The 20,168-nt window shown below is 72.8% G+C and carries 19 protein-coding genes; 14 read left to right on the top strand and 5 right to left on the bottom strand.

Translation table 11 applies throughout. The features are described from left to right. Positions 1 to 54: 54 nt before the first annotated feature. The 8 genes from CUT44_RS17110 (at position 55) to CUT44_RS17075 (ending at position 9,771) form a co-directional block, all read left to right on the top strand. On the top strand, positions 55 to 1,119 hold the full coding sequence (locus CUT44_RS17110) for a BMP family lipoprotein (protein ID WP_100202730.1): 1,065 nt from the start codon (positions 55 to 57) through the stop codon (positions 1,117 to 1,119). A gap of 280 nt (positions 1,120 to 1,399) precedes the next feature. Next, positions 1,400 to 3,016 (top strand): ABC transporter ATP-binding protein, encoded by a 1,617-nt coding sequence (locus tag CUT44_RS17105; RefSeq protein ID WP_100202729.1) that lies wholly within the window; start codon positions 1,400 to 1,402, stop codon positions 3,014 to 3,016. After that, a complete protein-coding gene (locus CUT44_RS17100) occupies positions 3,013 to 4,146 on the top strand; it encodes an ABC transporter permease (protein ID WP_100202728.1) in 1,134 nt (377 codons plus the stop codon). The genes CUT44_RS17105 and CUT44_RS17100 overlap by 4 nt, the downstream gene beginning before the upstream one ends. Beyond that, positions 4,143 to 5,405 carry an ABC transporter permease gene (locus CUT44_RS17095; protein WP_233221445.1) on the top strand — a complete coding sequence of 421 codons (1,263 nt, stop codon included), beginning with the start codon at positions 4,143 to 4,145 and terminating at the stop codon, positions 5,403 to 5,405. The genes CUT44_RS17100 and CUT44_RS17095 overlap by 4 nt, the downstream gene beginning before the upstream one ends. Then, positions 5,402 to 5,815: a cytidine deaminase gene (locus CUT44_RS17090; RefSeq protein ID WP_100202727.1), complete on the top strand. Its 414-nt coding sequence runs from the start codon at positions 5,402 to 5,404 to the stop codon at positions 5,813 to 5,815. The genes CUT44_RS17095 and CUT44_RS17090 overlap by 4 nt, the downstream gene beginning before the upstream one ends. Positions 5,816 to 5,862: 47 nt before the next feature. After that, positions 5,863 to 7,149, top strand: coding sequence for a thymidine phosphorylase (locus tag CUT44_RS17085; protein WP_100202726.1), 1,287 nt, complete (start codon positions 5,863 to 5,865; stop codon positions 7,147 to 7,149). Positions 7,150 to 7,245: 96 nt separating this feature from the next. Continuing rightward, entirely contained in the window at positions 7,246 to 8,670 is a 1,425-nt protein-coding gene (locus CUT44_RS17080; protein WP_233221444.1) for an erythromycin esterase family protein, read from the top strand. Between the two features lie 195 nt (positions 8,671 to 8,865). Beyond that, positions 8,866 to 9,771, top strand: coding sequence for a hypothetical protein (locus CUT44_RS17075; protein ID WP_100202725.1), 906 nt, complete (start codon positions 8,866 to 8,868; stop codon positions 9,769 to 9,771). Here CUT44_RS17075 and CUT44_RS17070 read toward each other — a convergent pair. Further along, entirely contained in the window at positions 9,737 to 10,513 is a 777-nt protein-coding gene (locus tag CUT44_RS17070; protein WP_199185732.1) for an SGNH/GDSL hydrolase family protein, read from the bottom strand. The two genes, CUT44_RS17075 and CUT44_RS17070, sit on opposite strands and share 35 nt — an antisense overlap. A gap of 793 nt (positions 10,514 to 11,306) precedes the next feature. On the opposite strand from CUT44_RS17070, the gene CUT44_RS17065 reads away from it, so the two are divergent. The 4 genes from CUT44_RS17065 (at position 11,307) to CUT44_RS33155 (ending at position 12,838) form a co-directional block, all read left to right on the top strand. After that, complete coding sequence (locus CUT44_RS17065) at positions 11,307 to 11,702, top strand: helix-turn-helix domain-containing protein (RefSeq protein ID WP_199185731.1); 396 nt, start codon at positions 11,307 to 11,309, stop codon at positions 11,700 to 11,702. A 48-nt stretch (positions 11,703 to 11,750) separates the two neighbouring features. Then, positions 11,751 to 12,161: a VOC family protein gene (locus tag CUT44_RS17060; protein WP_100202760.1), complete on the top strand. Its 411-nt coding sequence runs from the start codon at positions 11,751 to 11,753 to the stop codon at positions 12,159 to 12,161. Positions 12,162 to 12,246: 85 nt separating this feature from the next. Beyond that, a complete protein-coding gene (locus CUT44_RS17055) occupies positions 12,247 to 12,534 on the top strand; it encodes a DUF4287 domain-containing protein (protein WP_100202723.1) in 288 nt (95 codons plus the stop codon). 16 nt (positions 12,535 to 12,550) lie between these two features. Beyond that, positions 12,551 to 12,838: a hypothetical protein gene (locus CUT44_RS33155; RefSeq protein ID WP_158239623.1), complete on the top strand. Its 288-nt coding sequence runs from the start codon at positions 12,551 to 12,553 to the stop codon at positions 12,836 to 12,838. 60 nt (positions 12,839 to 12,898) lie between these two features. Here the strand turns inward: CUT44_RS33155 and CUT44_RS17045 are convergent, their stop codons facing one another. The 3 genes from CUT44_RS17045 to CUT44_RS17035 form a co-directional block, all read right to left on the bottom strand. After that, a complete protein-coding gene (locus CUT44_RS17045) occupies positions 12,899 to 14,455 on the bottom strand; it encodes a PH domain-containing protein (protein WP_100202721.1) in 1,557 nt (518 codons plus the stop codon). Between the two features lie 108 nt (positions 14,456 to 14,563). Then, positions 14,564 to 15,202: a LysE family translocator gene (locus tag CUT44_RS17040; RefSeq protein WP_100202720.1), complete on the bottom strand. Its 639-nt coding sequence runs from the start codon at positions 15,200 to 15,202 to the stop codon at positions 14,564 to 14,566. A gap of 194 nt (positions 15,203 to 15,396) precedes the next feature. Then, positions 15,397 to 16,311, bottom strand: a complete 915-nt coding sequence (locus tag CUT44_RS17035) for a LysR family transcriptional regulator (protein ID WP_100202759.1) — start codon at positions 16,309 to 16,311, stop codon at positions 15,397 to 15,399. 526 nt (positions 16,312 to 16,837) lie between these two features. Here CUT44_RS17035 and CUT44_RS17030 point away from each other — a divergent pair. Both CUT44_RS17030 and CUT44_RS17025 read left to right on the top strand, forming a co-directional pair. Then, complete coding sequence (locus CUT44_RS17030) at positions 16,838 to 17,632, top strand: serine/threonine protein kinase (RefSeq protein WP_100202719.1); 795 nt, start codon at positions 16,838 to 16,840, stop codon at positions 17,630 to 17,632. Continuing rightward, positions 17,629 to 19,062, top strand: coding sequence for a serine/threonine-protein kinase (locus tag CUT44_RS17025; protein ID WP_100202718.1), 1,434 nt, complete (start codon positions 17,629 to 17,631; stop codon positions 19,060 to 19,062). Before CUT44_RS17030 ends, CUT44_RS17025 begins: the two co-directional genes overlap by 4 nt. 2 nt (positions 19,063 to 19,064) lie before the next feature. Here CUT44_RS17025 and CUT44_RS17020 read toward each other — a convergent pair whose 3' ends face one another. Further along, complete coding sequence (locus tag CUT44_RS17020; protein ID WP_100202717.1) at positions 19,065 to 19,985, bottom strand: M23 family metallopeptidase; 921 nt, start codon at positions 19,983 to 19,985, stop codon at positions 19,065 to 19,067. Positions 19,986 to 20,168: the final 183 nt, after the last annotated feature.

The raw sequence follows: 20,168 nt of genomic DNA, 5'->3' as shown, positions 1-20,168 counted from the left end.
ATGCGGCGGAAAGCCAGCGCCAACGGAGGCGCTTTCGAGCGAAGGGAAGTCCTCTTGCGCCGGGTAAGCAAGCTCTTTGCCGCGGTCGGGACCGCCGCGGCCCTCGCCCTCAGCGCCACCGCGTGTGGCGGCACATCCACGGAGTCGTCCTCCGGTTCGGACTCCTCGGAGTCCGCCAAGGGCAAGGGCATAGCTCTCGCCTACGACGTCGGCGGCCGTGGTGACCAGTCCTTCAACGACGCCGCCTACGCCGGCTTCGAGAAGGCCAAGAAGGACTTCGGTATCGGCGGCAAGGACATCGAGCCTTCCGACGGCGAGGCGGACGCCGACAAGGTGCAGCGCCTCACCGAGCTGGCCCGGCAGGGCTACAACCCGGTGATCGGGGTCGGGTTCGCCTACGCGCCGTCCATCAAGGAGGTCGCGGAGAAGTTCCCCAAGACCACCTTCGGCCTGATCGACGACAACACCGTCCAGGCGGAGAACGTCGCCAACCTCGTCTTCAGCGAGGAGCAGGGCTCCTACCTGGCGGGCGTGGCGGCCGCCAAGGCCACCAAGTCCAAGGTCGTCGGCTTCGTCGGCGGCGTCGAGGTCCCGCTGATCAAGAAGTTCGAGGCGGGCTTCGTCCAGGGCGTCAAGGACACCGACCCGTCGGTGACGGTGAAGACCCAGTACCTCACCCAGCCGCCGGACATGGGCGGCTTCTCCAAGCCCGACCTGGGCAAGGAGGCCGCGCGCGGCCAGCTCGACGCCGACGCCGACGTGATCTACCACGCCGCCGGCCTGGCCGGCCAGGGCGTCATCGAGGCGGTCGCCGCGCAGGACAAGTGGGTCATCGGTGTCGACTCCGACCAGTACGAGCAGAAGACGCTGGCCAAGTACAAGGACCGCATTCTGACCTCCATGACCAAGGACGTCTCCGGCGCCGTCTACAACCTGGCCAAGTCGGTGCAGGACGGCGAGCCGCTGTCGGGCGAGGTCCGCTTCGACCTGGAGTCCGGCGGGGTCGGCCTGGCCGACTCCAACCCGGCGTTCACGGAGATGACCGAGCTCCAGGAGGCCGTGAAGAAGGCCAAGGAGAGCATCGTGAACGGCGAGATCGAGGTCAAGGCCGCTCCCTGAGCCCCGATCCGGGCCGGACGATCCGGCACGACCCGAGGCGGCCGGTGCGCCCACCGCACCGGCCGCCCGGCTCCGGCTCGGGCCCGGCGGCGCGGATCCCCCCGGGGTCCCGCTGCCGGGCCCGCATGACGGAGTGGGCTCTACGCGCGTAGTAAGCCGTTGACGCGATAGCGTCGCCCTCGCCACCCACGCCCCGGCGGCCCAGCCCGGCGCAAGCCGGTCCGCCCGCCCCGCCGGGGCGCTCCTACGAGCCACTCCTTAGCCCCGAGGAGAGTGCACCATCAACGCGTCCAGCAGTCCTCCCGCCGTCGAGCTGACCGGGATCACCAAACGCTTCCCCGGTGTCGTCGCCAACCACGACATCCACCTGTCCGTCCGCAAGGGCACCGTGCACGCCGTCGTCGGCGAGAACGGTGCGGGCAAGTCGACCCTGATGAAGATCCTCTACGGCATGCAGAAGCCGGACGAGGGCACCATCGCGGTCGACGGGGAGCAGGTCAGCCTGGCCGACCCCGGTGACGCCATCGCGCGGGGCATCGGCATGGTCCACCAGCACTTCATGCTGGCCGACAACCTCACCGTCCTGGAGAACACCGTCCTGGGCGGCGAGAAGCTGCACGGGATCGGCGCGAAGGCCCGCGCCCGCATCAGGGAGATCTCCGACACCTACGGCCTGGGCATCCGCCCCGACGCCTACGTGGAGGACCTCGGGGTCGCCGACCGGCAGCGCGTGGAGATCCTCAAGGTCCTCTACCGCGGTGCCCGCACCCTCATCCTCGACGAGCCCACCGCAGTACTGGTGCCGCAGGAGGTGGACGCGCTCTTCGCCAACCTCCGCGAGCTGAAGGCCGAGGGCCTGACCGTCATCTTCATCTCCCACAAGCTGGGCGAGGTCCTCTCGGTCGCCGACGACATCACCGTGATACGGCGCGGCACCACCGTCGCCTCCGTCGAACCGGCCGACGTCACCGCCAGGCAGCTCGCCGAGCTGATGGTCGGCGCCGAGCTGCCCTCGCCGGAGACGAGGGAGTCCACCGTCACCGACACCCCGATGCTCCGGGTCGAGGGGCTCACCCTCACCGAGAACGGCGGTGTGGACGGCGCCCGCACCGTCCTGGACGGGATCACCTTCACCATCCGCAAGGGCGAGGTGCTGGGCCTGGCCGGGGTCGAGGGCAACGGGCAGACCGAGCTGATCCAGGCGCTGATCGGCACCCGCCGCCCCGACGGCGGCACCATCACCCTCGCCGACGAGGACGTCACCGCCTGGCCCACCCGCAGGCGCCGCGAGGGCGGCGTCGGCTACATCCCCGAGGACCGCCACCGGCACGGGCTGCTGCTGGAGGCGCCCCTGTGGGAGAACCGCATCCTCGGCCATGTCACCGAGTCCCCCAACAGCCGGGGCGTCTGGCTCGACATCAAGGCCGCCCGTGCCGACACCGAGCGGATCGTCGCCGAGTACGACGTCCGCACCCCCGGGATCGACGTCACCGCCGCCTCCCTGTCCGGCGGCAACCAGCAGAAGCTGATCGTCGGCCGCGAGATGAGCCACCACCCCCGGCTGCTGATCGCCGCCCACCCCACCCGCGGTGTGGACGTCGGCGCCCAGGCGCAGATCTGGGACCAGATACGCGCCGCGCGCCGCGACGGCCTGGCCGTCCTGCTGATCTCCGCCGACCTGGACGAGCTGATCGGCCTGTCCGACACCCTGCGCGTGATGTACCGCGGGCGGCTGGTCGCCGACGCCGATCCCGCCACGATCACCCCCGAGGCCCTGGGCTCCGCCATGACCGGTGCCGCCTCCGGCCGCCTTGCCGACGAGACCGCCGACGAAACCCCCGATGAGACCGCCGACGGCGCCCGCGGCGCGGGCCGGGACGGGGGAGAGGACCGATGAAGAAGTTCGACAAGGACCGGCTGATCCTGGCGGCCGGCGGACCGGTGCTCGCCATCGCCGTCGCCATGGTGCTGACGTCGGTGGTGCTGATCGCGTCCGGGCGGAATCCCGTCCAGCCGTACACCCTGATGATCGAGTACGCGGTGCACTCCGACATCCAGGTGCTCATCGTCAACCAGGCGGCCACCTACTACCTGGCCGCGCTCGCGGTGGCCGTCGGCTTCCGGATGAACCTGTTCAACATCGGGGTCGACGGCCAGTACCGGCTCGCCGCGATGGCCGCCGCCCTGGTCGGCGCCTCGGTGGAACTGCCCGGACCGCTGCACATCCTGGTGATCCTGCTCGTCGCGGTGCTGGTCGGCGGCTTCTGGGCCGGTATCGCGGGCATCCTCAAGACCACCCGCGGGGTGAGCGAGGTCGTCTCGACGATCATGCTGAACGCCATCGCGACCAGCATCATCGCCTACCTGATCCTGCCCGACCAGTTCGGCGAGCAGCGCGGCAACAACCTCACCACCGGCGAGATCCCCGAATCCGGCTGGTTCCCCGGCCTCGACCTCGGCGCCGCCGGTGAGATCTACGGCTTCACCCTCGTCGCCGCGCTCTGCGGCATCGCGTACTGGCTGGTGCTGAACCGCACCCGCTTCGGCTTCGACCTGCGCGCCACCGGCGCCGGCGAGAGCGCCGCGGTCGCCAGCGGCGTCGACGCCAAGCGGATGGTGCTGACCAGCATGCTGATCTCCGGCGCCATCGCCGGGCTGACCGGCATGCCCGTCCTCCTCGGCGACGCCCACACCTACAGCCTCGACTTCCCCGCCGGAGTCGGCTTCACCGGCATCACCATCGCCCTGCTCGGCCGCAACCACCCCCTCGGCATCGCGTTCGGCGCCCTGCTCATCGCCTTCCTCGACAAGGCGTCCGCGACGCTCGACTACAACGGCTACGAGAAGGAGATCGCCACGATCATGCAGGGACTGATCGTGATGGCGGTCGTCATCAGCTACGAGGCCGTACGCCGCTACGGCCTGCGCCGCCAGCAGCAGAAGGTCGGCGAGGAGCTCGCCGCCTCCGGCGACGGCGGCACCGGAACCGGCACCGGCCCGAAGACCAGCAAGGAGGTGTCGGCGTGAGCACCGTCCTGACCAAGCCGGCCGCGCAGTCCAGGCCGACCGCCCGCCGCCGCCGCCTCACCCTCGCCGAGTGGATGCTCGTCGTCGCGGGCGTCCTGTTCCTGGTCGCCGCGGTACGGGTGATCACCGGCGCCCACGGCATCACCTCCGTCGGCCAGACCTCCACCGCCCTGCGGCTGGCCGTGCCGATCGGACTGGCGGGCCTGGGCGGCCTGTGGGCCGAACGGGCCGGTGTGATCAACATCGGCCTGGAGGGCATGATGATCCTGGGCACCTGGTTCGGTGCCTGGGCCGGGGTCCAGTGGGGCCCGTGGACGGGCGTGCTCGTCGGCATCCTCGGCGGCGCGCTGGGCGGCCTGCTGCACGCGATCGCCACCGTCACCTTCGGCGTCAACCACATCGTCTCCGGTGTGGCCATCAACATCCTCGCCGTCGGCGCCACCCGCTACCTGTCCAGCTTCACCTTCGCCGACATGGAGGGCGGCACCAGCAAGCAGTCCCCGCCGATCGAGTCGATAGGGCGGATCACCGTGCCCTGGCTCTCCGACGCGCTGGACACGCTCAACGACAAGCACTGGTTCCTCGTCTCGGACGTCGCCGGGCTCGCCGGCGGCCTGGTCACCAACCTCTCCCTGCTGACGGTCGTGGCCGTCGCGCTGATCCCGTTCAGCCGGTGGGCGCTGTGGCACACCGCCTTCGGGCTGCGGCTGCGCTCCTGCGGCGAGAACCCCTCCGCCGCGGAGACCCTGGGCGTCAACGTCTACAAGTACAAGTACATCGCCGTGGTCATCTCCGGCGGCTTCGCCGGCCTGGGCGGTGTCTTCCTCGCCGAGGTCGCCTCCAACATCTACCAGGAGGGCCAGACCGGCGGGCGCGGCTACATCGGCCTCGCCGCGATGATCTTCGGCAACTGGATGCCCGGCGGACTGGCGCTGGGCGCGGGCCTGTTCGGCTACACCGACAGCCTCAACCTGCGCGGCGGCGGGCAGAACGTCCACGCCCTGCTGCTGCTCCTGGCGATCCTGCTGGTGCTGGCCACCGCCTGGGCGCTGTACCGGAGGAAGTACGCGACCGGCGCGGTCTCGGCCGTCACCGGCCTGGTGCTGTTCGTGTGGTACCTGTCGGTGGACGAGGTGCCCAGCCAGTTCGTGAGCGCCGCCCCGTACGTCGCCACCCTGCTGGTGCTGGCGATGTCCGCGCAGCGGCTGCGGATGCCCAGGGCGAACGGCAGGCCCTACCGGAAGGGCGAGGGCACATGAGCGGCCACCCCGAGGCGGGCGCGGTCGACTGGACCGCCCTGCGGGAGCGGGCCCGGGAGATGATGTCCCGGGCCTACGCCCCCTACTCCGGCTACCCCGTCGGCGCCGCCGCGCTGGTGGACGACGGCCGGACCGTGGCCGGCTGCAACGTGGAGAACGCCGCCTACGGTGTCGCGCTGTGCGCCGAGTGCGGCCTGGTCTCGGAGCTGGCCGCCACCGGCGGCGGCCGGCTGGTGGCCTTCACCTGCTGCGACGGCCGGGGCGAGGTGCTGATGCCGTGCGGCCGCTGCCGCCAGCTGCTGTGGGAGCACGGCGGCCCCGGTCTGGCGGTCGACACCGCCACCGGCGTCCGCCCGCTGTCCGACCTGCTGCCGGACGCCTTCGGCCCCGAGAACCTCGCGGACCGCTGAACCCCCTCCACCCCGCCACACCTCCAGCCAAGGAGCCGCACCCGACGATGGACGCCATCTCCGTCATCCGTACCAAGCGCGACCGGGGCCGCCTCGACGACGCACAGATCGACTGGGTCGTCGACGCCTACACCCGCGGCGAGGTCGCCGACGAGCAGATGTCGGCGCTGGCCATGGCGATCCTGCTGAACGGCATGGACCGGGCGGAGATCGCCCGCTGGACCGCCGCGATGATCGCCAGCGGCGAGCGCATGGACTTCTCCGCCCTGCCCCGCCCGACGGCCGACAAGCACTCCACGGGCGGCGTCGGCGACAAGATCACCCTGCCGCTGGCCCCGCTGGTCGCCGCCTGCGGCGCGGCCGTGCCCCAGCTCTCCGGCCGCGGTCTGGGCCACACCGGCGGCACCCTCGACAAGCTGGAGTCCGTCCCCGGCTGGCGGGCGTCCCTGTCGAACGAGGAGATGCTGGACGTCCTGCGCGAGGTCGGCGCGGTGATCTGCGCGGCGGGCGAGGGCCTGGCGCCCGCCGACCGCAGGCTCTACGCGCTGCGCGACGTCACCGGCACCGTCGAGGCGATCCCACTGATCGCCTCCTCGATCATGTCGAAGAAGATCGCCGAGGGCACGGGCGCACTGGTGCTGGACGTCAAGGTCGGCTCCGGCGCCTTCATGAAGAACCTCGGCGACGCCCGCGAACTGGCCCGCACGATGGTCGGCCTCGGCACCGACCACGGTGTGCGGACCGTCGCCCTGCTCACCGACATGTCCACCCCGCTCGGACTGACCGCGGGCAACGCCCTGGAGGTCCGCGAGTCGGTGGAGGTGCTGGCCGGCGGCGGCCCGGCCGACGTCGTGGAGCTCACCCTGGCACTGGCCCGCGAGATGCTCGACGCCGCCGGACTGGCGGACGCCGACCCGGCCCGGGCGCTGGCCGACGGCTCGGCGATGGACCACTGGCGCCGCATGATCACCGCCCAGGGCGGCGACCCGGACGCCCCGCTGCCCACCGCCCGCGAGCGGCACACCGTGACCGCCGCCTCCTCCGGCGTACTGACCGGGCTGGACGCGTACGCCGTCGGCGTGGCCGCCTGGCGGCTCGGCGCGGGCCGGGCCCGCAAGGAGGACCCGGTGCAGGCCGGTGCCGGGGTGGAGCTGCACGCCAAACCCGGCGACCGGGTCACGGCGGGCGCCCCGCTGCTGACCCTGCACACCGACACCCCCGAGCGCTTCGATTACGCGCTCCGGGCCCTGGCCGACGGCGCCGTGGAGATCGCCGGGACCCCCGGCGCGGCCTCCCACGAGCCGCCCCCGCTGATCCTGGACCGCATCGCCTGACACCGCCCGGCACCGCCCGGCACCGCGCCCGGTGCACCCCGGACAGGGTGTTCCGGTGGTTGGTCGGGGACGGGGTGCGGACGGGGGTCTTGAGGCATGACCTCACGACGCAAGCCGATCCTCGCCCTCACCGCCACGATCATCCTGGGCACGCTGGCCACCGCCGTTCCCGTGCACCAGGCGATCGCCGCACCGCACAAGCCGCACACCGTCTCCGTCCAGCAGACCGCCTTCCACGGCAAGGGCTGGTCCCACGGCAGGGACCGGCACGTCCTGCACGCGCTGGAGCGCAGCGCCCACCCGCTGCGCTCCACCGAGCCGTACGGCAGCCTGCGGGACCTGCGGGTGCTGGGCCGCATGATCGGGAACGCCGAGGTGGTGGGCATGGGCGAGGCCACCCACGGCTCGCACGAGTTCTTCACCGTCAAGCACCGGGTCTTCCGCCACCTGGTCCAGGAGAAGGGCTTCCGCACCTTCTCCCTGGAGACACCCTGGAGCACCGGGTTGAAGATCAACGACTACGTCCTGCACGGCAGGGGCGATCTGGAGCAGATCCTGGACGAGGAGTACCAGGGCGTCTACAAGGTCGGGAAGAAGGCCGAGTACCGGGACATCCTCCAGTGGATGCGGGAGTACAACCTCCGCCACCCGCACGACCCGGTGCGGTTCATGGGCAACGACATGGGATACGCGGGGCCCGAGCTGTACGACCGGGTGGCCGACTACGTGGCGAAGGCCCACCCGCGACGGGCGGAGCAGGTGAACGAGCTGTACGACGGGCTGCGGCCCACCGTCTCCTCGGGCGAGTACATGGACCAGTACCTCACCGTCCCGCTGGCCGAGCGCCAGGACAACGCCCGGCGCACCGGGAAGGTGCTCGCACTGCTGGAGAAGGCCGGCCCCGCCTCGGGCCGGAAGGCCGACCGGCAGGCGCACACCTGGGCGGTGCAGCACGCCCGGGCCGTCGACCAGTCCCTCCGGGGCTACTCCTTCGGCGTCACCGACCTGGAGGAGATCAGGAAGATGATGACGTTCCGCGACAAGGTCATGGCCGACAACGTCGCCTGGTGGAACAGGTACACCGGCGACAAGGTCATGGTCTCCGCGCACAACACGCACGTCGCCTACGACAGCTACGACGAGAACTACCCCAAGGTCCAGGGCGCCTTCCTCCGCGACCACCTCGGCAAGCGCTACGTGAGCGTCGGCTTCTCCTTCGACCGCGGCTCCTTCCGGGCCTTCGACGCCGAGCAGGGCTCCGGCAGCCCGGAGCAGACCTTCAGCGTGGGCGCCTCGAAGCCCGGCAGCAACGAGCACCTGCTGGACCAGGTCCGCTACCGCGACTACCTGGTGGACATGCGCACCGCCCCCGCCGCGGCCCGCGCCTGGCTGGCCGAGCCGCGCGCCACCCGCAACATCGGCGCCGCCTGGCCCGTCCCCGAGCAGGACCTCGCCCTCGGCGGGTCGCACGACGTCCTCATCCACCTGCACGAGGTGACGGCCGCCACCCCGCTGGGCTGATCCCGCGCCTCCCCCGCACACGCGCGGGCCGCCGTCTCCGGGGAGACGGCGGCCCGCGCGTGTGCGGGGGAATCCGCCGCGGAGCCCCGGGCGGCGCCCGCCTGCCGGCGTCCGTACCCCTGTCCGGGGGACGGGCGCCGGTGGCGTCCGCGGCCTCCGGGACCACCGGCGGGCGGCCCTCTACCGTCAGAGGCCATGAGCGACATGATCGACCGGGCCGCCCGCTTCCTGTGGGAGTCCGGGCGGGTGCTGGAGCAGCGCCGCTTCGCCTTCCTCTTCGGCGGCGAGACCGACCCGTCGGGCGTCCTGGCCGCCCTGGACGCCCACCGCGCCCCGGACGGGGGCTACGCCTACGGGCTGGAGCCCGACGTACGGGGCCCCGCGAGCCAGCCGGTCGCGCTGGCCGCGGCCCTGCGGGTCCTGGCGGAGACGGGCGCGCTGTCCGGCCCCCGGGCCGGGCGGATCTGCGACTGGCTGGCGGGGCACACCGCCCCGGACGGCGGGGTGCCCGCCGTCCTGCCCAGTCTGCGCCCGTATCCGCACCCGCCCCGGCTGCCCGTCCCGGAGCGGCCCGCCGGGCAACTGCCGGCCACCGCCCTGGCGGTCGCCCCGCTGCTCCGCGCCGGGGTGCGGCACCCCTGGCCGGCCGGCGCGGCGGACTTCTGCCGCCGCGCCGTCGGGGAACTGCGGCTGACCCACCCGTACGAGGCCCGGGCCGTCGTCGAGTTCCTCGACGCGGCCCCGGACCGCAACTGGGGGGTGCGGCAGGCGGTACGTCTGGGCGAACTGGTGCGGGACCAACACCTCGTCCTCCTTGACCCCCGGCATCCGGAGGACGTGTCGCTCGCCCCGGGCTACGCACCCGGCGAGTACCACCTGCCGCACGATCTCGTCCCGCACCCGGAGAGCCTCGCCCGCGCCTGGTTCACCGACACGGAACTGGACCGCGGTCTGCGGTACCTGGCCGCCGAGCAGCGGGAGGACGGCGGTTGGCCGCTCCGCCGGGCGAAGTGGTCCCCCACCGTCGAGGTGGCGGCCCGCCCGGGCGCGACCCTGGCCGCCCTGCTCACCCTGCGGGCCTACCGCCGCCTTCCGGGGTGAGGCCGAGGCTGCCCGGCACCGACAGCAGGGCGTCGTACCAGACGGCCGCCATCTTGCCGTAGCCGGTGGCGTTGGGGTGCACGCCGTCGGCCAGGTCGGCGGCCGTCAGGGCGCTGTACATCTCCACCAGGTGCACGTGCCGGCCGGCCTCCGCCTTGCTCCGGACGATGCCGGGGATCGCCGCGTTGTACGCCCGGACGTTCGCGTCGGCGAAGGGCAGGGGGATGATCGTCGCCACGAACAGCTCCACTTCGGGCAGCCGGCCGGTGATGCGGTCGATCAGCGCGGAGAGCCGGCCCGGCGCCCCGCCGGGGTCCTGGCGGTACATGTCGTTGGTGCCGATGTGCAGCAGGATCGTGCCGGGGTCGTACGCCTGGAGCCAGCCGTCGGTGCTCGCGTCGATCTGGGCGATGGTCCAGCCGGAGTGGCCCTCGTGGTCGCGGTCGCCGAGGCTGCCCGGGCCGTTGGCCATGGAGCCGACGAAGTCGATCTCGTGGCCGTCCGCCACGAGCTTCTGCCACAGGTCGATGCGGTAGCCGCCCGGCACGTTCAGACCGTCGGTGATCGAGTCACCGAGCGGCATGACCCGTACCGGGGCGGCGGCGGGGGCGGCGGAGGCGGCACGGGTGTGGGCACGGGCATGGGCGGTGCCGGTGCCGGCGAGGACGCCGGTGCCGCCCATCGCGCCCGCGGCGAGGGCCGCCAGCATCGTCCTCCGGCTCACACCGGACGAATCGCGCATGGAGTGCTCCTTCTGGTGGGGGGGGACTGTCTGTTCGCGCGGTACGGAGCCGTGGCCACCGCATGCGGCGGGGGCGGCGGGCGTCATTGGCCTCCGGGCAGGACGCCGCACGGCCGCCGGCGGGGGTGTGGCGGGTCATGCGAACCGGCCGTGCGGTCCGCCGGCGCCGGCCGCTGCCGGCGGGGGCGCCTGCGGGAGTGCCGGTGGGAGTGTCTGTGGGGCGGAGTGGCGGCCGCGCGGGAGGGCGGGCGTGGGCGGGTGGGGGGAGGAGAACATGCGGACCCCGGGGGAAGTCGTGGGGGGAGGAACCGGGGGCAGGTACCGGCATGCGAAAATGGGAGCGCTCCCACAGTAGAAGTGGACCGAACACTCTGCAATATTCAGCACAGCGGACTCCGAGGTTGTCCGCTTTTCTTCGCCTCTTGTGAGGTGCTGGGCCGGGGAATGTCGGCTGTGCGGCGGTCCACTCGCATTGCGGAGGGGCGGAGTGTCGCGACTGGTCCGGTGGTCGATCGGGTTCGCCGTTTCCGGGCGTCAGTTTTCGGACTCCCGGCGCGGGGTGCGGGTGCGGGTGCGGTGCGTGCCGGGGTCGGGGCCGGTCCGGGGCGGGCACTCCGGACGGTACGATTTACGGCCGTGATCGTGACACGTCGGGTGAGCCGCTCATTGGCCGCAAATCGTACTTGAGTGTCCGGAGTACCCGCCCCTCCCCGTCCCCTCCCGCCGTCCCCCGGCTGCGGGCTCGAGTCCCCGGAAGGCGGGTGGTATGCCGGGTCCGTGGTGTGATGGAGACGTGAGCCGCGCCACGGAAGACACCAATCGCCGCATGCTCCGGGCCCGGGACGCGATGGACCGCGCCTACGCCCAGCCGCTGGACGTCCCGGCCCTGGCCCGGATCGCCCATGTGTCACCGGCGCACTTCATCCGCACCTTCCGGACCGTCTTCGGCGAGACGCCGCACCGCTACCTGCAGCGCCGCCGCGTCGAACGGGCGATGTTCCTGCTGCGGGAGACCGACCGCAGTGTGACGGACATCTGCTTCGAGGTCGGCTTCGGCAGCACGGGAACCTTCAGCCGCACGTTCCGCGACATCGTCGGCCGGTCGCCGAGGGAGTACCGCAGGGAGGCGACGGCCGCGGGCGTGCCGACGTGCTTCACGATGGCGTGGACCCGGCCGAGTGCGAGCTGAGCAGTTTCGGATAAGTTTCCGCCCGGCCCGCTCAGTAGCGTGGTGCACATGTTCAACGCCATCACGCACTCGCAGATCTACGTCCTCGACCAGGACGAGGCCCTCGACTTCTACGTCGGCAAGCTCGGTCTGGAGGTCAACACCGACGTCCAGCTGGGCTTCATGCGCTGGCTGACCGTCAGCGTCCCCGGTCATCCGGAGCGCCAGGTCCTGCTGGAGAGGCCGGGCCCGCCGGCGATGTCCGAGGAGACCGCGGGACAGGTCCGTGAGCTGGTGAGCAAGGGCGCGATGGGCGGCTGGCTCATCCTCGGCACGGACGACTGCCGCAAGACCTACGAGACGCTGCTGAGCCGGGGCGTGGAGTTCACCCAGGAGCCCACCGAGCGTCCGTACGGGATCGACTGCGGTCTCCGCGACCCCTTCGGCAACAACATCCGCTTCACCCAGCCGAAGCCCTGAGGGCCGGCCCTCGTGCCGGAGCGGGGGACGAGCAGGGCATCTCGCCGGCCGGTTCCGTCGGCATGGACATCGAGGAGGAGAGGGCATGTCCTTTCAGGCATACCTGGACAAGGCAGAGGAAAAGACGGGGCTGACGCCGCGTCGGTTCATCACGCTCGCGCGGGAACGCGGCTACGACAGCCCGGACACGAGGGCCGGCGTCATCCTGGAGTGGCTCAAGCAGGACTACGGCCTGGGCCGCGGGCACGGGATGGCGCTCGTGCACGTCATCAGGAACGGTGCGGGGATTTCCGGCAAGCACGTCGGAACGGACGGAACCCACCGGGACGAGTCGGACACGCTCTGGCTCGACGGCAGGGCGAACCGGCCCTGAGCCGCGGGCAGGACCCATGGGAAGGCCCCTTGTCCGTCTGTGGCGCCGTTCGTCCCGCGACACGACTACCCCGGTACGCCTCGACCCGGTGGCCGTCCGGGTCCGGGCACTCGACGATCTCGACACCGTCGGCGGTGAGCCGTTCGAGCAGCGCCCGTACCGCTGCCGGGCCGGACAGCCGGAAGCCGAAGTGCAGGAACTCGGGCAGGGGTCCGCTCCCGCCCCGCACCGGGTGCGGGGCGGGACCGAAGCCGGCGGCGTCGCGGACGGTCACCGTGCCGCCCCCGTACCGCCGGGCGGGTAGCAGTACGGGCTGCGCCGCTCGTCGCGCACCGGCAGACCGAGGTGGGTCGGCTCCACGGCCTCAGCCTCCGGCCGGTCCCGGCGCACCGCAGGTCCTTTCGGGGGCGGGAGCGCCCGCGGAGTCCAGTTCGCGGATGATGCGGGCCAGGTCGGACGGTGCGGCGGCGAGGCGGACCGGCCTGCCCGCGTCGTCGATTTCGGCGATGTGCCAGCTCCTGGGGACGGTGTCGCCGTCGCCGCCCCGGACACGGCGCACGTCTCCGGCGGTGAGCCGCTCCACCGGTATCCGTCTCGCCGCGAACCGGCCCGGGCCGGGGTGGGGCGTCACCGCGGGCGGGCCGCCGCCGAGGACGATGTGGGTGCCGAAGCCGTGCGGGTTGTAGTCGGTGTGTTCCAGGAAGCGGGCGGCCAGGAACACCTCTTCCCCGGCGGACTCCTCGGCCGTTCGGGGCGTACGGATCCGGGTGGCGCGCCAGGCCCAGGTGAGGAGGGCCAGTGAGACGAGCGAGCCCGCGGCCGACCAGACGACCGCCGCCGGGGAGGCGGGCGGTGCCGTGGGGTGGAGGTAGCAGAGCGGCAGCAGCCACAGGGCGGTACCGGCGAGCGCGCCCGCGAACGGAAGGGCCGACGGGAGGATCTCGTCGTCGGGCAGCCGACGTCCGCGCAGACGCAGCAGCACCCGGGCGCCGGGGTAACCCGCGGCGAGGACGCACGCGGCCGAGATGGCGGCCAGGTCCCCGGCGGGGGTGCGGTGCTCGCGCCACACACGGCGCTCTCCGGCGACCTCCCTGACCCGGCCGCGCCACAGGGTCAGCTCGACGGCGTCGCCGGGCCGGAACTCCAGGGCGTCCTCGCGGGAGACCGCGATCCGCTCCTGCGGTCTGTCGCCGGCGAAGTACAGCCAACTGCTCTCCCTGGTCCGGTTGACCTCGGTCCGCTCGATCACGGCGGGCAGGGTGGCCAGGCATTCGCCGCGCTCGGCGGCGGGTGTCCCGGCGGCGCACGGGGCGGCCGATTTCCAGGCCCGCTCCTCCGACGCGGCCTTCGGCACGAACCACGCGGCCAGTCCCGCGCCCATGAGCAGCAGCGCGCACAGGGTCAGGGACAGGACCCAGCCGCTCCCGGCGGTGCGGTGCGAGATGACGGGGAGGTGGCTCGACTCCGGGATCCCGTGGTGGCGGTGCAGCACACGGAGCGCGGCCAGTTTCGCGTCGAAGTCCCGCCTGTCGAGGGACGAACCCTGCGGCACGGGCAGGAGCCGTCTGCGTCCGTCGCGCAGCAACAGGTCGACGCGGAGGACCTGCCAGGAACCGTTGCTCCCGCCGCGCCTCAGCCGCAGGCGCAGATCGGCGATGTCGGACCACGGCACGCTCCGGCGGCGCAGCAGTGTCCAGGAGTGCAGGCCGTACGCGTCGGCGCGTAACCGTGCGGTCGCCCCGTGGAGGAACAAGGGGCCCAGCAGCGCGGACAGCAGACCGACGGCCAGCCACGACACGCCCGGGCCCCGGTACGCCGTGTGCACCGTGCTTGAGACCGTTCCGGCGGCTCCGAGGCCGGCGAGGAACCACAGGACGCCTCTTCGCTGGAAACGGCAGATCACTTCCGGAGGACTGGTCATACAGGGCATCCTGCCGCCGTCCGGACCGCGGGGTCCTGTGCACGATGCGGCAGTCTCCCGGCCGGGAACGTTGCCGACCGCAGGAGCCGGGGCCGTCCCGGGGCGCGACTACTCCCTGCGGCCCGTCGCGGCGACGGTGACGCCCAGGCCGATCATCGTGAACCCGCCGATCCCGCCGACCATGGCGAGCCGCTTCGGTGAGCGGGCGAACCAGCCCCGCACGGTGGCCGCGAGCAGCCCCCACATGCTGTCGCAGACGACCGCGATCAGGTTGAAGACCAGGCCGAGCAGCAGCAGTTGAGCCGTGACGTGGCCCTGGCCCCGGTCGGCGAACTGGGGCAGCACGGCGGCGAAGAACACGATGGTCTTGGGATTGGCCACCCCGACCGCGAACCCCTCCCACATCGTGCGCGGACCGCCTCGCGCGGGGGCGTCGCCGGTGAACGAGGCCCGCAGCGAACCGCGTTCCCGTACCGCCCTGACCCCCAGGTACACCAGATACGCGGCACCCGCGAGCTTGAGCACCGTGAAGACGAGCACCGAACGCTCCACCACGGTCCCGATCCCGAGCGCCACGGCCACGACGAGTACGCAGGCTCCGAGCGTGTTCCCCGCCACCGTGGTCAGCGCGGCGCGGCGCCCCTGTGCCAGTGCCCGCCCGATCACGAACAGCACGCTGGGGCCGGGGACCACGATCAGCAGGAAGGACATGGCCGCGAACGCCGCGAGCCGGTCGGTGGGCACCATGCGGCCCATCCAACACGAGAGCGGCCTTGGAGGGGAGGGTTCGCGGATGATGCGGGTCAGGCCGGAGGGTGCGGGTGAGAGTGCGGGTCAGGCCGGAGGGTGTGGCGGCGAGCGGCACTGGCCTTCACCGTCAACGCCTGGAACGTCACAGCCGCGAGGCCCCCGGGACCGGGCAGGTGGGCACGCTCCCGGGCTCACAGGGCGTTCCGGGCTGCCCGCCGGATGGCGGTGATGGCGGGTTCGGCGCGTCTGCCGGCGAGCCAGGCCAAGGCCGAGGAGGAGGGCGCGAGGTCGGTGACGTCGACGTACCGGATGCCGGGGCGCGGGAAGAAGTCCCGGGCGGCCGCCGGGAGGAAGCACATCGCCGCTCCGCCGGCCACGGTGTGGAGCAGCGACTCCATGTCGGTGACGACCGGTCCGTACCGCACGGGACTGCCGTCGGGGCGCGGATCCACCGCCCAGAAGTCCCACCACACCCGCGGCACCTGCTCGGGCACGTCGACCACGGCGCGGTCGGCGAGCTGGGCCAGGGTGAGACGGGGCAGGGCGGCCAGGGGGTCGCCGGCCGGGAGACAGGCGACGCGGGGCTCCTCGGCGAGGTGGTGCAGCTCTATGTCGGCCGGAACGGGAGGCCGCAGGAAGACCACGTCGACCTCCTGCCGGAACAGGGCGGCGACGTGGTCCACGAAGTTGAGGCTGATCACCTGCGGCAGCACGTCGGGATGCTGTTCGCGCAGCGTCCGCAGGACGGCGCGGGTGTGGGGCATGGCGGCCTCGGCGCCGATGGTCCCCACGACGAGCCGGCCCGAGAGCCGGCGCGCCTGTGTGTCGGCGATCCGCCGCATCCGGTCGACGGCGCCGACCGCTGTTCGGGTCTCGGCGAGCAGTTCCTGCCCGGTCGCAGTGAGGGCGACGGTCCGGCTGGTGCGTTCGAACAGCTGGACCCCCAGGCGTCTCTCCACGTCGCGGATCTGCTGGCTCAGCGCGGACTGGGTGATGAACAGGCGTGCGGCGGCTCGGCCGAAGTGAAGCTCCTCGGCCAGCACCAGGAACAGGCGCAACTGGTGAATGCTCGGTTCCGCATGCCTGCCTGAGCCCGTGTCGGCCATGGTCACCCCCTTCCTGCTGCGGCGACAAGGATCTCATTATCGGTCGGGTGGGATTCCGCATACCGCTGTCCGTGACATCTGGGGCACTGGTGTGCGAATGTTCTGCTCGCCGCCGCGACGACCGGGCTGACTCCCCGGTGCGGCGGCGTGCTCGTGTGGCGCGGACTCCTGAGGGGGACACGGACGGGGGAGCGAGCTTGACCGTGATCGGTATGCCGTCACAGGTGCGCGGCCGGTTCGCCGGCACACGGAGCCCGCTGCGGAATCACCAGCGGGACTCCCCACACCACCCCGTGGGCAGGGGCATACGGCGTGTTCCGCAGACGGGCCTGCCCTGAACCGCTTCGTCATGGGGCGCTCCTCCCTCCGTGCCGTCCCGACGGACCCGGCCCGTCCCGGCCCGGGACACGACCGGCCCAGCCGACCGAACGCAGAAGTCCGTCCCGGAGCAGCCGGTTGCTTCCTTCCCGGCCCCGGGGCGATCCGTCCGTGCCGAGAAGGGCACCGGGCGGGAGAGGAGAAGACGATGAGCGGTGTACTGGTCCACCTGCCGTCGGACGGGGGAACGGAGGCCGCCCGCGGGCCGGTGAGCCTCCGGCTCGGTCCGGGGGACGTGGCACGCTTCGGGCGCGGCTCCGCGTCCGTCCCCGTCGAGCTGCGGCTGCCTCACCCCGCGGTGTCCCGGCTCGCGGGGGAGATCCGGGTGACGGAGGACCACTGGCAGCTCAGCAATCTCAGTACGGCCCAGAGCTACCTGGTGGAGAACCCGGAAGGAGCGGGCGAGTACTTCAGGGTGCCGCCCCGCCGGGCCGGAGCGCCCGTCCCCTTCGAGTTCGCGCGCGTCGTCCTGCCCACCCAGGACCGCCTCGTGAGCTTCCAGGTGTTCGCCCCCGACCACGTCTACCTCGGCTCGGGCGGGTCGGCGGGCCAGGGCGGCACCGACACGCTGACGGCCTTCTCCCTGGACAGGACCTCCACGTACTTCCTGGTCCTGGTCGCGCTCTGCGAACCCCGGCTGCGCGACGAGTCGGCGGTGGCGGTGGCGACCACACCGCAGATCGTCGAGCGGCTGCGGAACCATCCGGTCTGCGGCCGGCTGACCGCTCGGGCGGTCAGCTCCCACATCGACTACCTGGCGGAGGAGAAGCTGCGGATCGCCGCCCCGGGCGGTGCCGACTCCGGTCCGGGCGGGCGGCGCAACGGAAAGCGGGAGGCGATCGTCGGGCTCGTCCTGCGCTTCGGACTGGTGCGCGAGGAGGACCTGGAGATCCTGCCGCCCAGGAGAGGGGCCCACCGCCGGCCGGAGGTGGTGGGCCGGTGAGCGGCGAGTCGGTGGAGGTGGTCCCGCGCGGTTACCGGGTGGGCGACTGGGAGGTCGCCGACCTGATCGGGGCCGGCGGCTGGGGGACGGTGTACGAGGGCCGGTCCGTCGGGGGAGCGGACGGAGCCGGCGGACCGGTGGAGGTCGCGCTCAAGTTCCTTCCCACGTCGGGACTCGCACCGCGCCAGGCGCGCGGCATGGTGGAGACCGCCCGGCGCGAGACCGAACTCGGCCGCCGTGCCCGGCACCCCCGGCTGATCCGGCTGCTGGACTCCGTGACGCTCAGCGAACCCGCCAGCCCCGCCCTCGACGGGGCCGTGGTGCTCGTGATGGAGCGGGCCGAGCACAGCCTGCGCGACCGGCTGGGGGACCCGCCCGCCTCCGGGCGGCCGCCGCTGTCGGCGCGGGAGGGCGCGCGGCTGCTCACCGAGGTCTGCGAGGGACTGGCGCACCTGCACGGCCTCGGCTGGGTGCACGGGGACCTCAAGCCCGACAACGTCCTGGTCATGGCGGACGGGTCCGTACGGCTGTCGGACTTCGGGCTCTCGGTGGAACTGGACGGCACCCACGCCTACATCCCGCCCCTGGGCACCCCCGACTACCTGCCGCCGGAGCGCTGGCGGGCGCCGCTGGGGGAGCGGGGCGTGCAGATACGGCGGAGCACCGACATCTGGGCGCTGGGCATCATGATCCACCAGGTGTTCACCGGGGGCGCCTCGCCGTTCCCCGGCGCCACTCCGGCGGCCCGCGCCGCCGCCGCCCAGGAGTACGCCGCCGGGCGCGCACCGCTGCGCATGGACATGCGCGTGCCGCCCCTCTGGCGCGGTCTGGCGGCCGACTGCCTGACCGCGGACCACGCCGACCGCGCCGCGCACACCGCGGAGAGCCTGCTGGCCCGCGTCCGGGCCGGGCGGGAGCGGCCGGCACCGTCCTCCCCACCGCACCGGCGCGGACGCACCGCGCTGGCCGCCACCCTGGCCGCGGTGGTGTGCGGGGCGGGCGCCGGCTGGGCCGAGTCCGGCAGGGAGGACCGGCCCGTCCGCGCCGGCACCATGGCGTCGGGGCGGACCGGGCAGGCGGCGGGCGACGGAAGGAGCACGCGCGTGGAGGTGTTCAACGCCGAGAAGCGGTGCCGCGCACCCGGCAGCCGGGACGAACTGTGCAGTCTCGGCCTGGCGATCGATCCCCTGGAGCCGTACACCGCCGAGAACGTCGTGACGACCAGGGTGTGGCACGGTGACGCCCTGGCCGTCGACTGCCGGCTGGCGCGGGGCGCGCCGGTCGTCGACGAGACGGGCGCGCGCTCGACACGGTGGTTCCGGGTCCGCCTCCCGGCCGGGGAGCCCCGGAGCACGGCCTGGCTGCCGGCCGTGCGGACCAAGGACCGCCCGCAGCTCCCGGAGTGCCCGGGGCGGGCGGTCCGGGACTGACGTCAGCACAGCTTGATGTCGCGCCCCTCGTTGTCCTTCGCCTCGTCGTTCCCCCAGCGCTGGAGGTAGTACGCGGAGACGTAGGCACGGCCCGTGCCGCCCGGTGAGACCTCGTCGAGGTCGGTCAGCAGCCACCAGTGGTTGTACGAGTCGCCGACCCGCACCTCGTCGCCCCACTTCTTGCACAGGACGTAGTTGGTGCCCGCCAGCAACCTCCCCTGGGGAGCGCAGCGCGGGCCGCTGTCGCCGACGCAGTCGGCCGCCGCGTAGCCGGTGGCGTCGGCGAAGGTGTCCACCCAGTACCTCGCCGGTTCGCCGCCCCCGCCGTCGCACGCGTTGGTGCTGGTGACGCGGGGGAACGGCCCGTCGGGCGAGAGACGGTACTCGGTGCCCTGGAGCACCGGGTGCACCATCTCGTCCGTCTCGCCGTCGTTGTCCCCGTTGGTGTCGTACAGCTGCTCGTAGTGCAGATGGGCCGAGTCGGTCCCCACCAGCCCGAGCCGTCCGAGCGGCGCGCCCGAGGCGACCTGCTGCCCCAGGCGCACGTCGATGCGGTCCATGTGCAGGTACACCGTGAACCATCCGCCGCCGTGGTTGATCTCCAGGCCGCCGGGCTCGAAGAACTCGGTGACCGTGCCTCCGGCCGAGGCGACCACCTGCGCACCGAGGGTCTGCCCGCCGACGCGGTACATGTCGAGCTTCTTGTCGTCGGGGCCGTGCCCCGCGTACGTCTGGAGCTGCCAGGTCTGCTGGCAGGGGAAGGGCAGCCGGAAGTCGGGCCGGGCCGCGGCGGCCCCGGCGGCCGCCGCCGGGGCCGCCGCCACGGCCGTCCAGAGCCCGAACACCGCGAGCACCGCCAGCAGGGCCCGGACGGCCCGGGGCACCGCCGGTCTCGACGGGTGTCTCCTGAAGAGGGGACGCATGGGAATCCTCCTTGTCCGTCCGGCACGGTGCCGGCCGGTCGGTCGGTACGGTGCCGCAGGGAGCCGCGCGGCGGACCCCGGAACGTTCCGGGGTGTCAGCACTGGCGGCTGACGTTGCCGGTCTCGTTGCCCTTGAGGTAGATCGCGCTGACGTAGCCGACCCCGCCGGCCCGCAGCGGCAGT

It is taken from the genome of Streptomyces carminius, assembly GCF_002794255.1.
Taxonomy (GTDB): domain Bacteria; phylum Actinomycetota; class Actinomycetes; order Streptomycetales; family Streptomycetaceae; genus Streptomyces; species Streptomyces carminius.
The sequence above is the reverse complement of the archived record's forward strand: the minus strand, read 5'-3'. Positions and strand labels throughout refer to the sequence as shown.

What these genes read in the sequence shown, in the direction of transcription:
- CUT44_RS17100 (WP_100202728.1), top strand. Translation starts at nt 3,013, where the DNA reads ATGAAGAAGTTCGACAAGGACCGGCTGATCCTGGCGGCCGGCGGACCG.
- CUT44_RS17090 (WP_100202727.1), top strand. Translation starts at nt 5,402, where the DNA reads ATGAGCGGCCACCCCGAGGCGGGCGCGGTCGACTGGACCGCCCTGCGG.
- CUT44_RS17085 (WP_100202726.1), top strand. Translation starts at nt 5,863, where the DNA reads ATGGACGCCATCTCCGTCATCCGTACCAAGCGCGACCGGGGCCGCCTC.
- CUT44_RS17080 (WP_233221444.1), top strand. Translation starts at nt 7,246, where the DNA reads ATGACCTCACGACGCAAGCCGATCCTCGCCCTCACCGCCACGATCATC.
- CUT44_RS17075 (WP_100202725.1), top strand. Translation starts at nt 8,866, where the DNA reads ATGAGCGACATGATCGACCGGGCCGCCCGCTTCCTGTGGGAGTCCGGG.
- CUT44_RS17070 (WP_199185732.1), bottom strand. Translation starts at nt 10,513, where the DNA reads ATGCGCGATTCGTCCGGTGTGAGCCGGAGGACGATGCTGGCGGCCCTC.
- CUT44_RS17060 (WP_100202760.1), top strand. Translation starts at nt 11,751, where the DNA reads ATGTTCAACGCCATCACGCACTCGCAGATCTACGTCCTCGACCAGGAC.
- CUT44_RS17055 (WP_100202723.1), top strand. Translation starts at nt 12,247, where the DNA reads ATGTCCTTTCAGGCATACCTGGACAAGGCAGAGGAAAAGACGGGGCTG.
- CUT44_RS33155 (WP_158239623.1), top strand. Translation starts at nt 12,551, where the DNA reads ATGGGAAGGCCCCTTGTCCGTCTGTGGCGCCGTTCGTCCCGCGACACG.
- CUT44_RS17045 (WP_100202721.1), bottom strand. Translation starts at nt 14,455, where the DNA reads ATGACCAGTCCTCCGGAAGTGATCTGCCGTTTCCAGCGAAGAGGCGTC.
- CUT44_RS17040 (WP_100202720.1), bottom strand. Translation starts at nt 15,202, where the DNA reads ATGGTGCCCACCGACCGGCTCGCGGCGTTCGCGGCCATGTCCTTCCTG.
- CUT44_RS17035 (WP_100202759.1), bottom strand. Translation starts at nt 16,311, where the DNA reads ATGGCCGACACGGGCTCAGGCAGGCATGCGGAACCGAGCATTCACCAG.
- CUT44_RS17030 (WP_100202719.1), top strand. Translation starts at nt 16,838, where the DNA reads ATGAGCGGTGTACTGGTCCACCTGCCGTCGGACGGGGGAACGGAGGCC.
- CUT44_RS17020 (WP_100202717.1), bottom strand. Translation starts at nt 19,985, where the DNA reads ATGCGTCCCCTCTTCAGGAGACACCCGTCGAGACCGGCGGTGCCCCGG.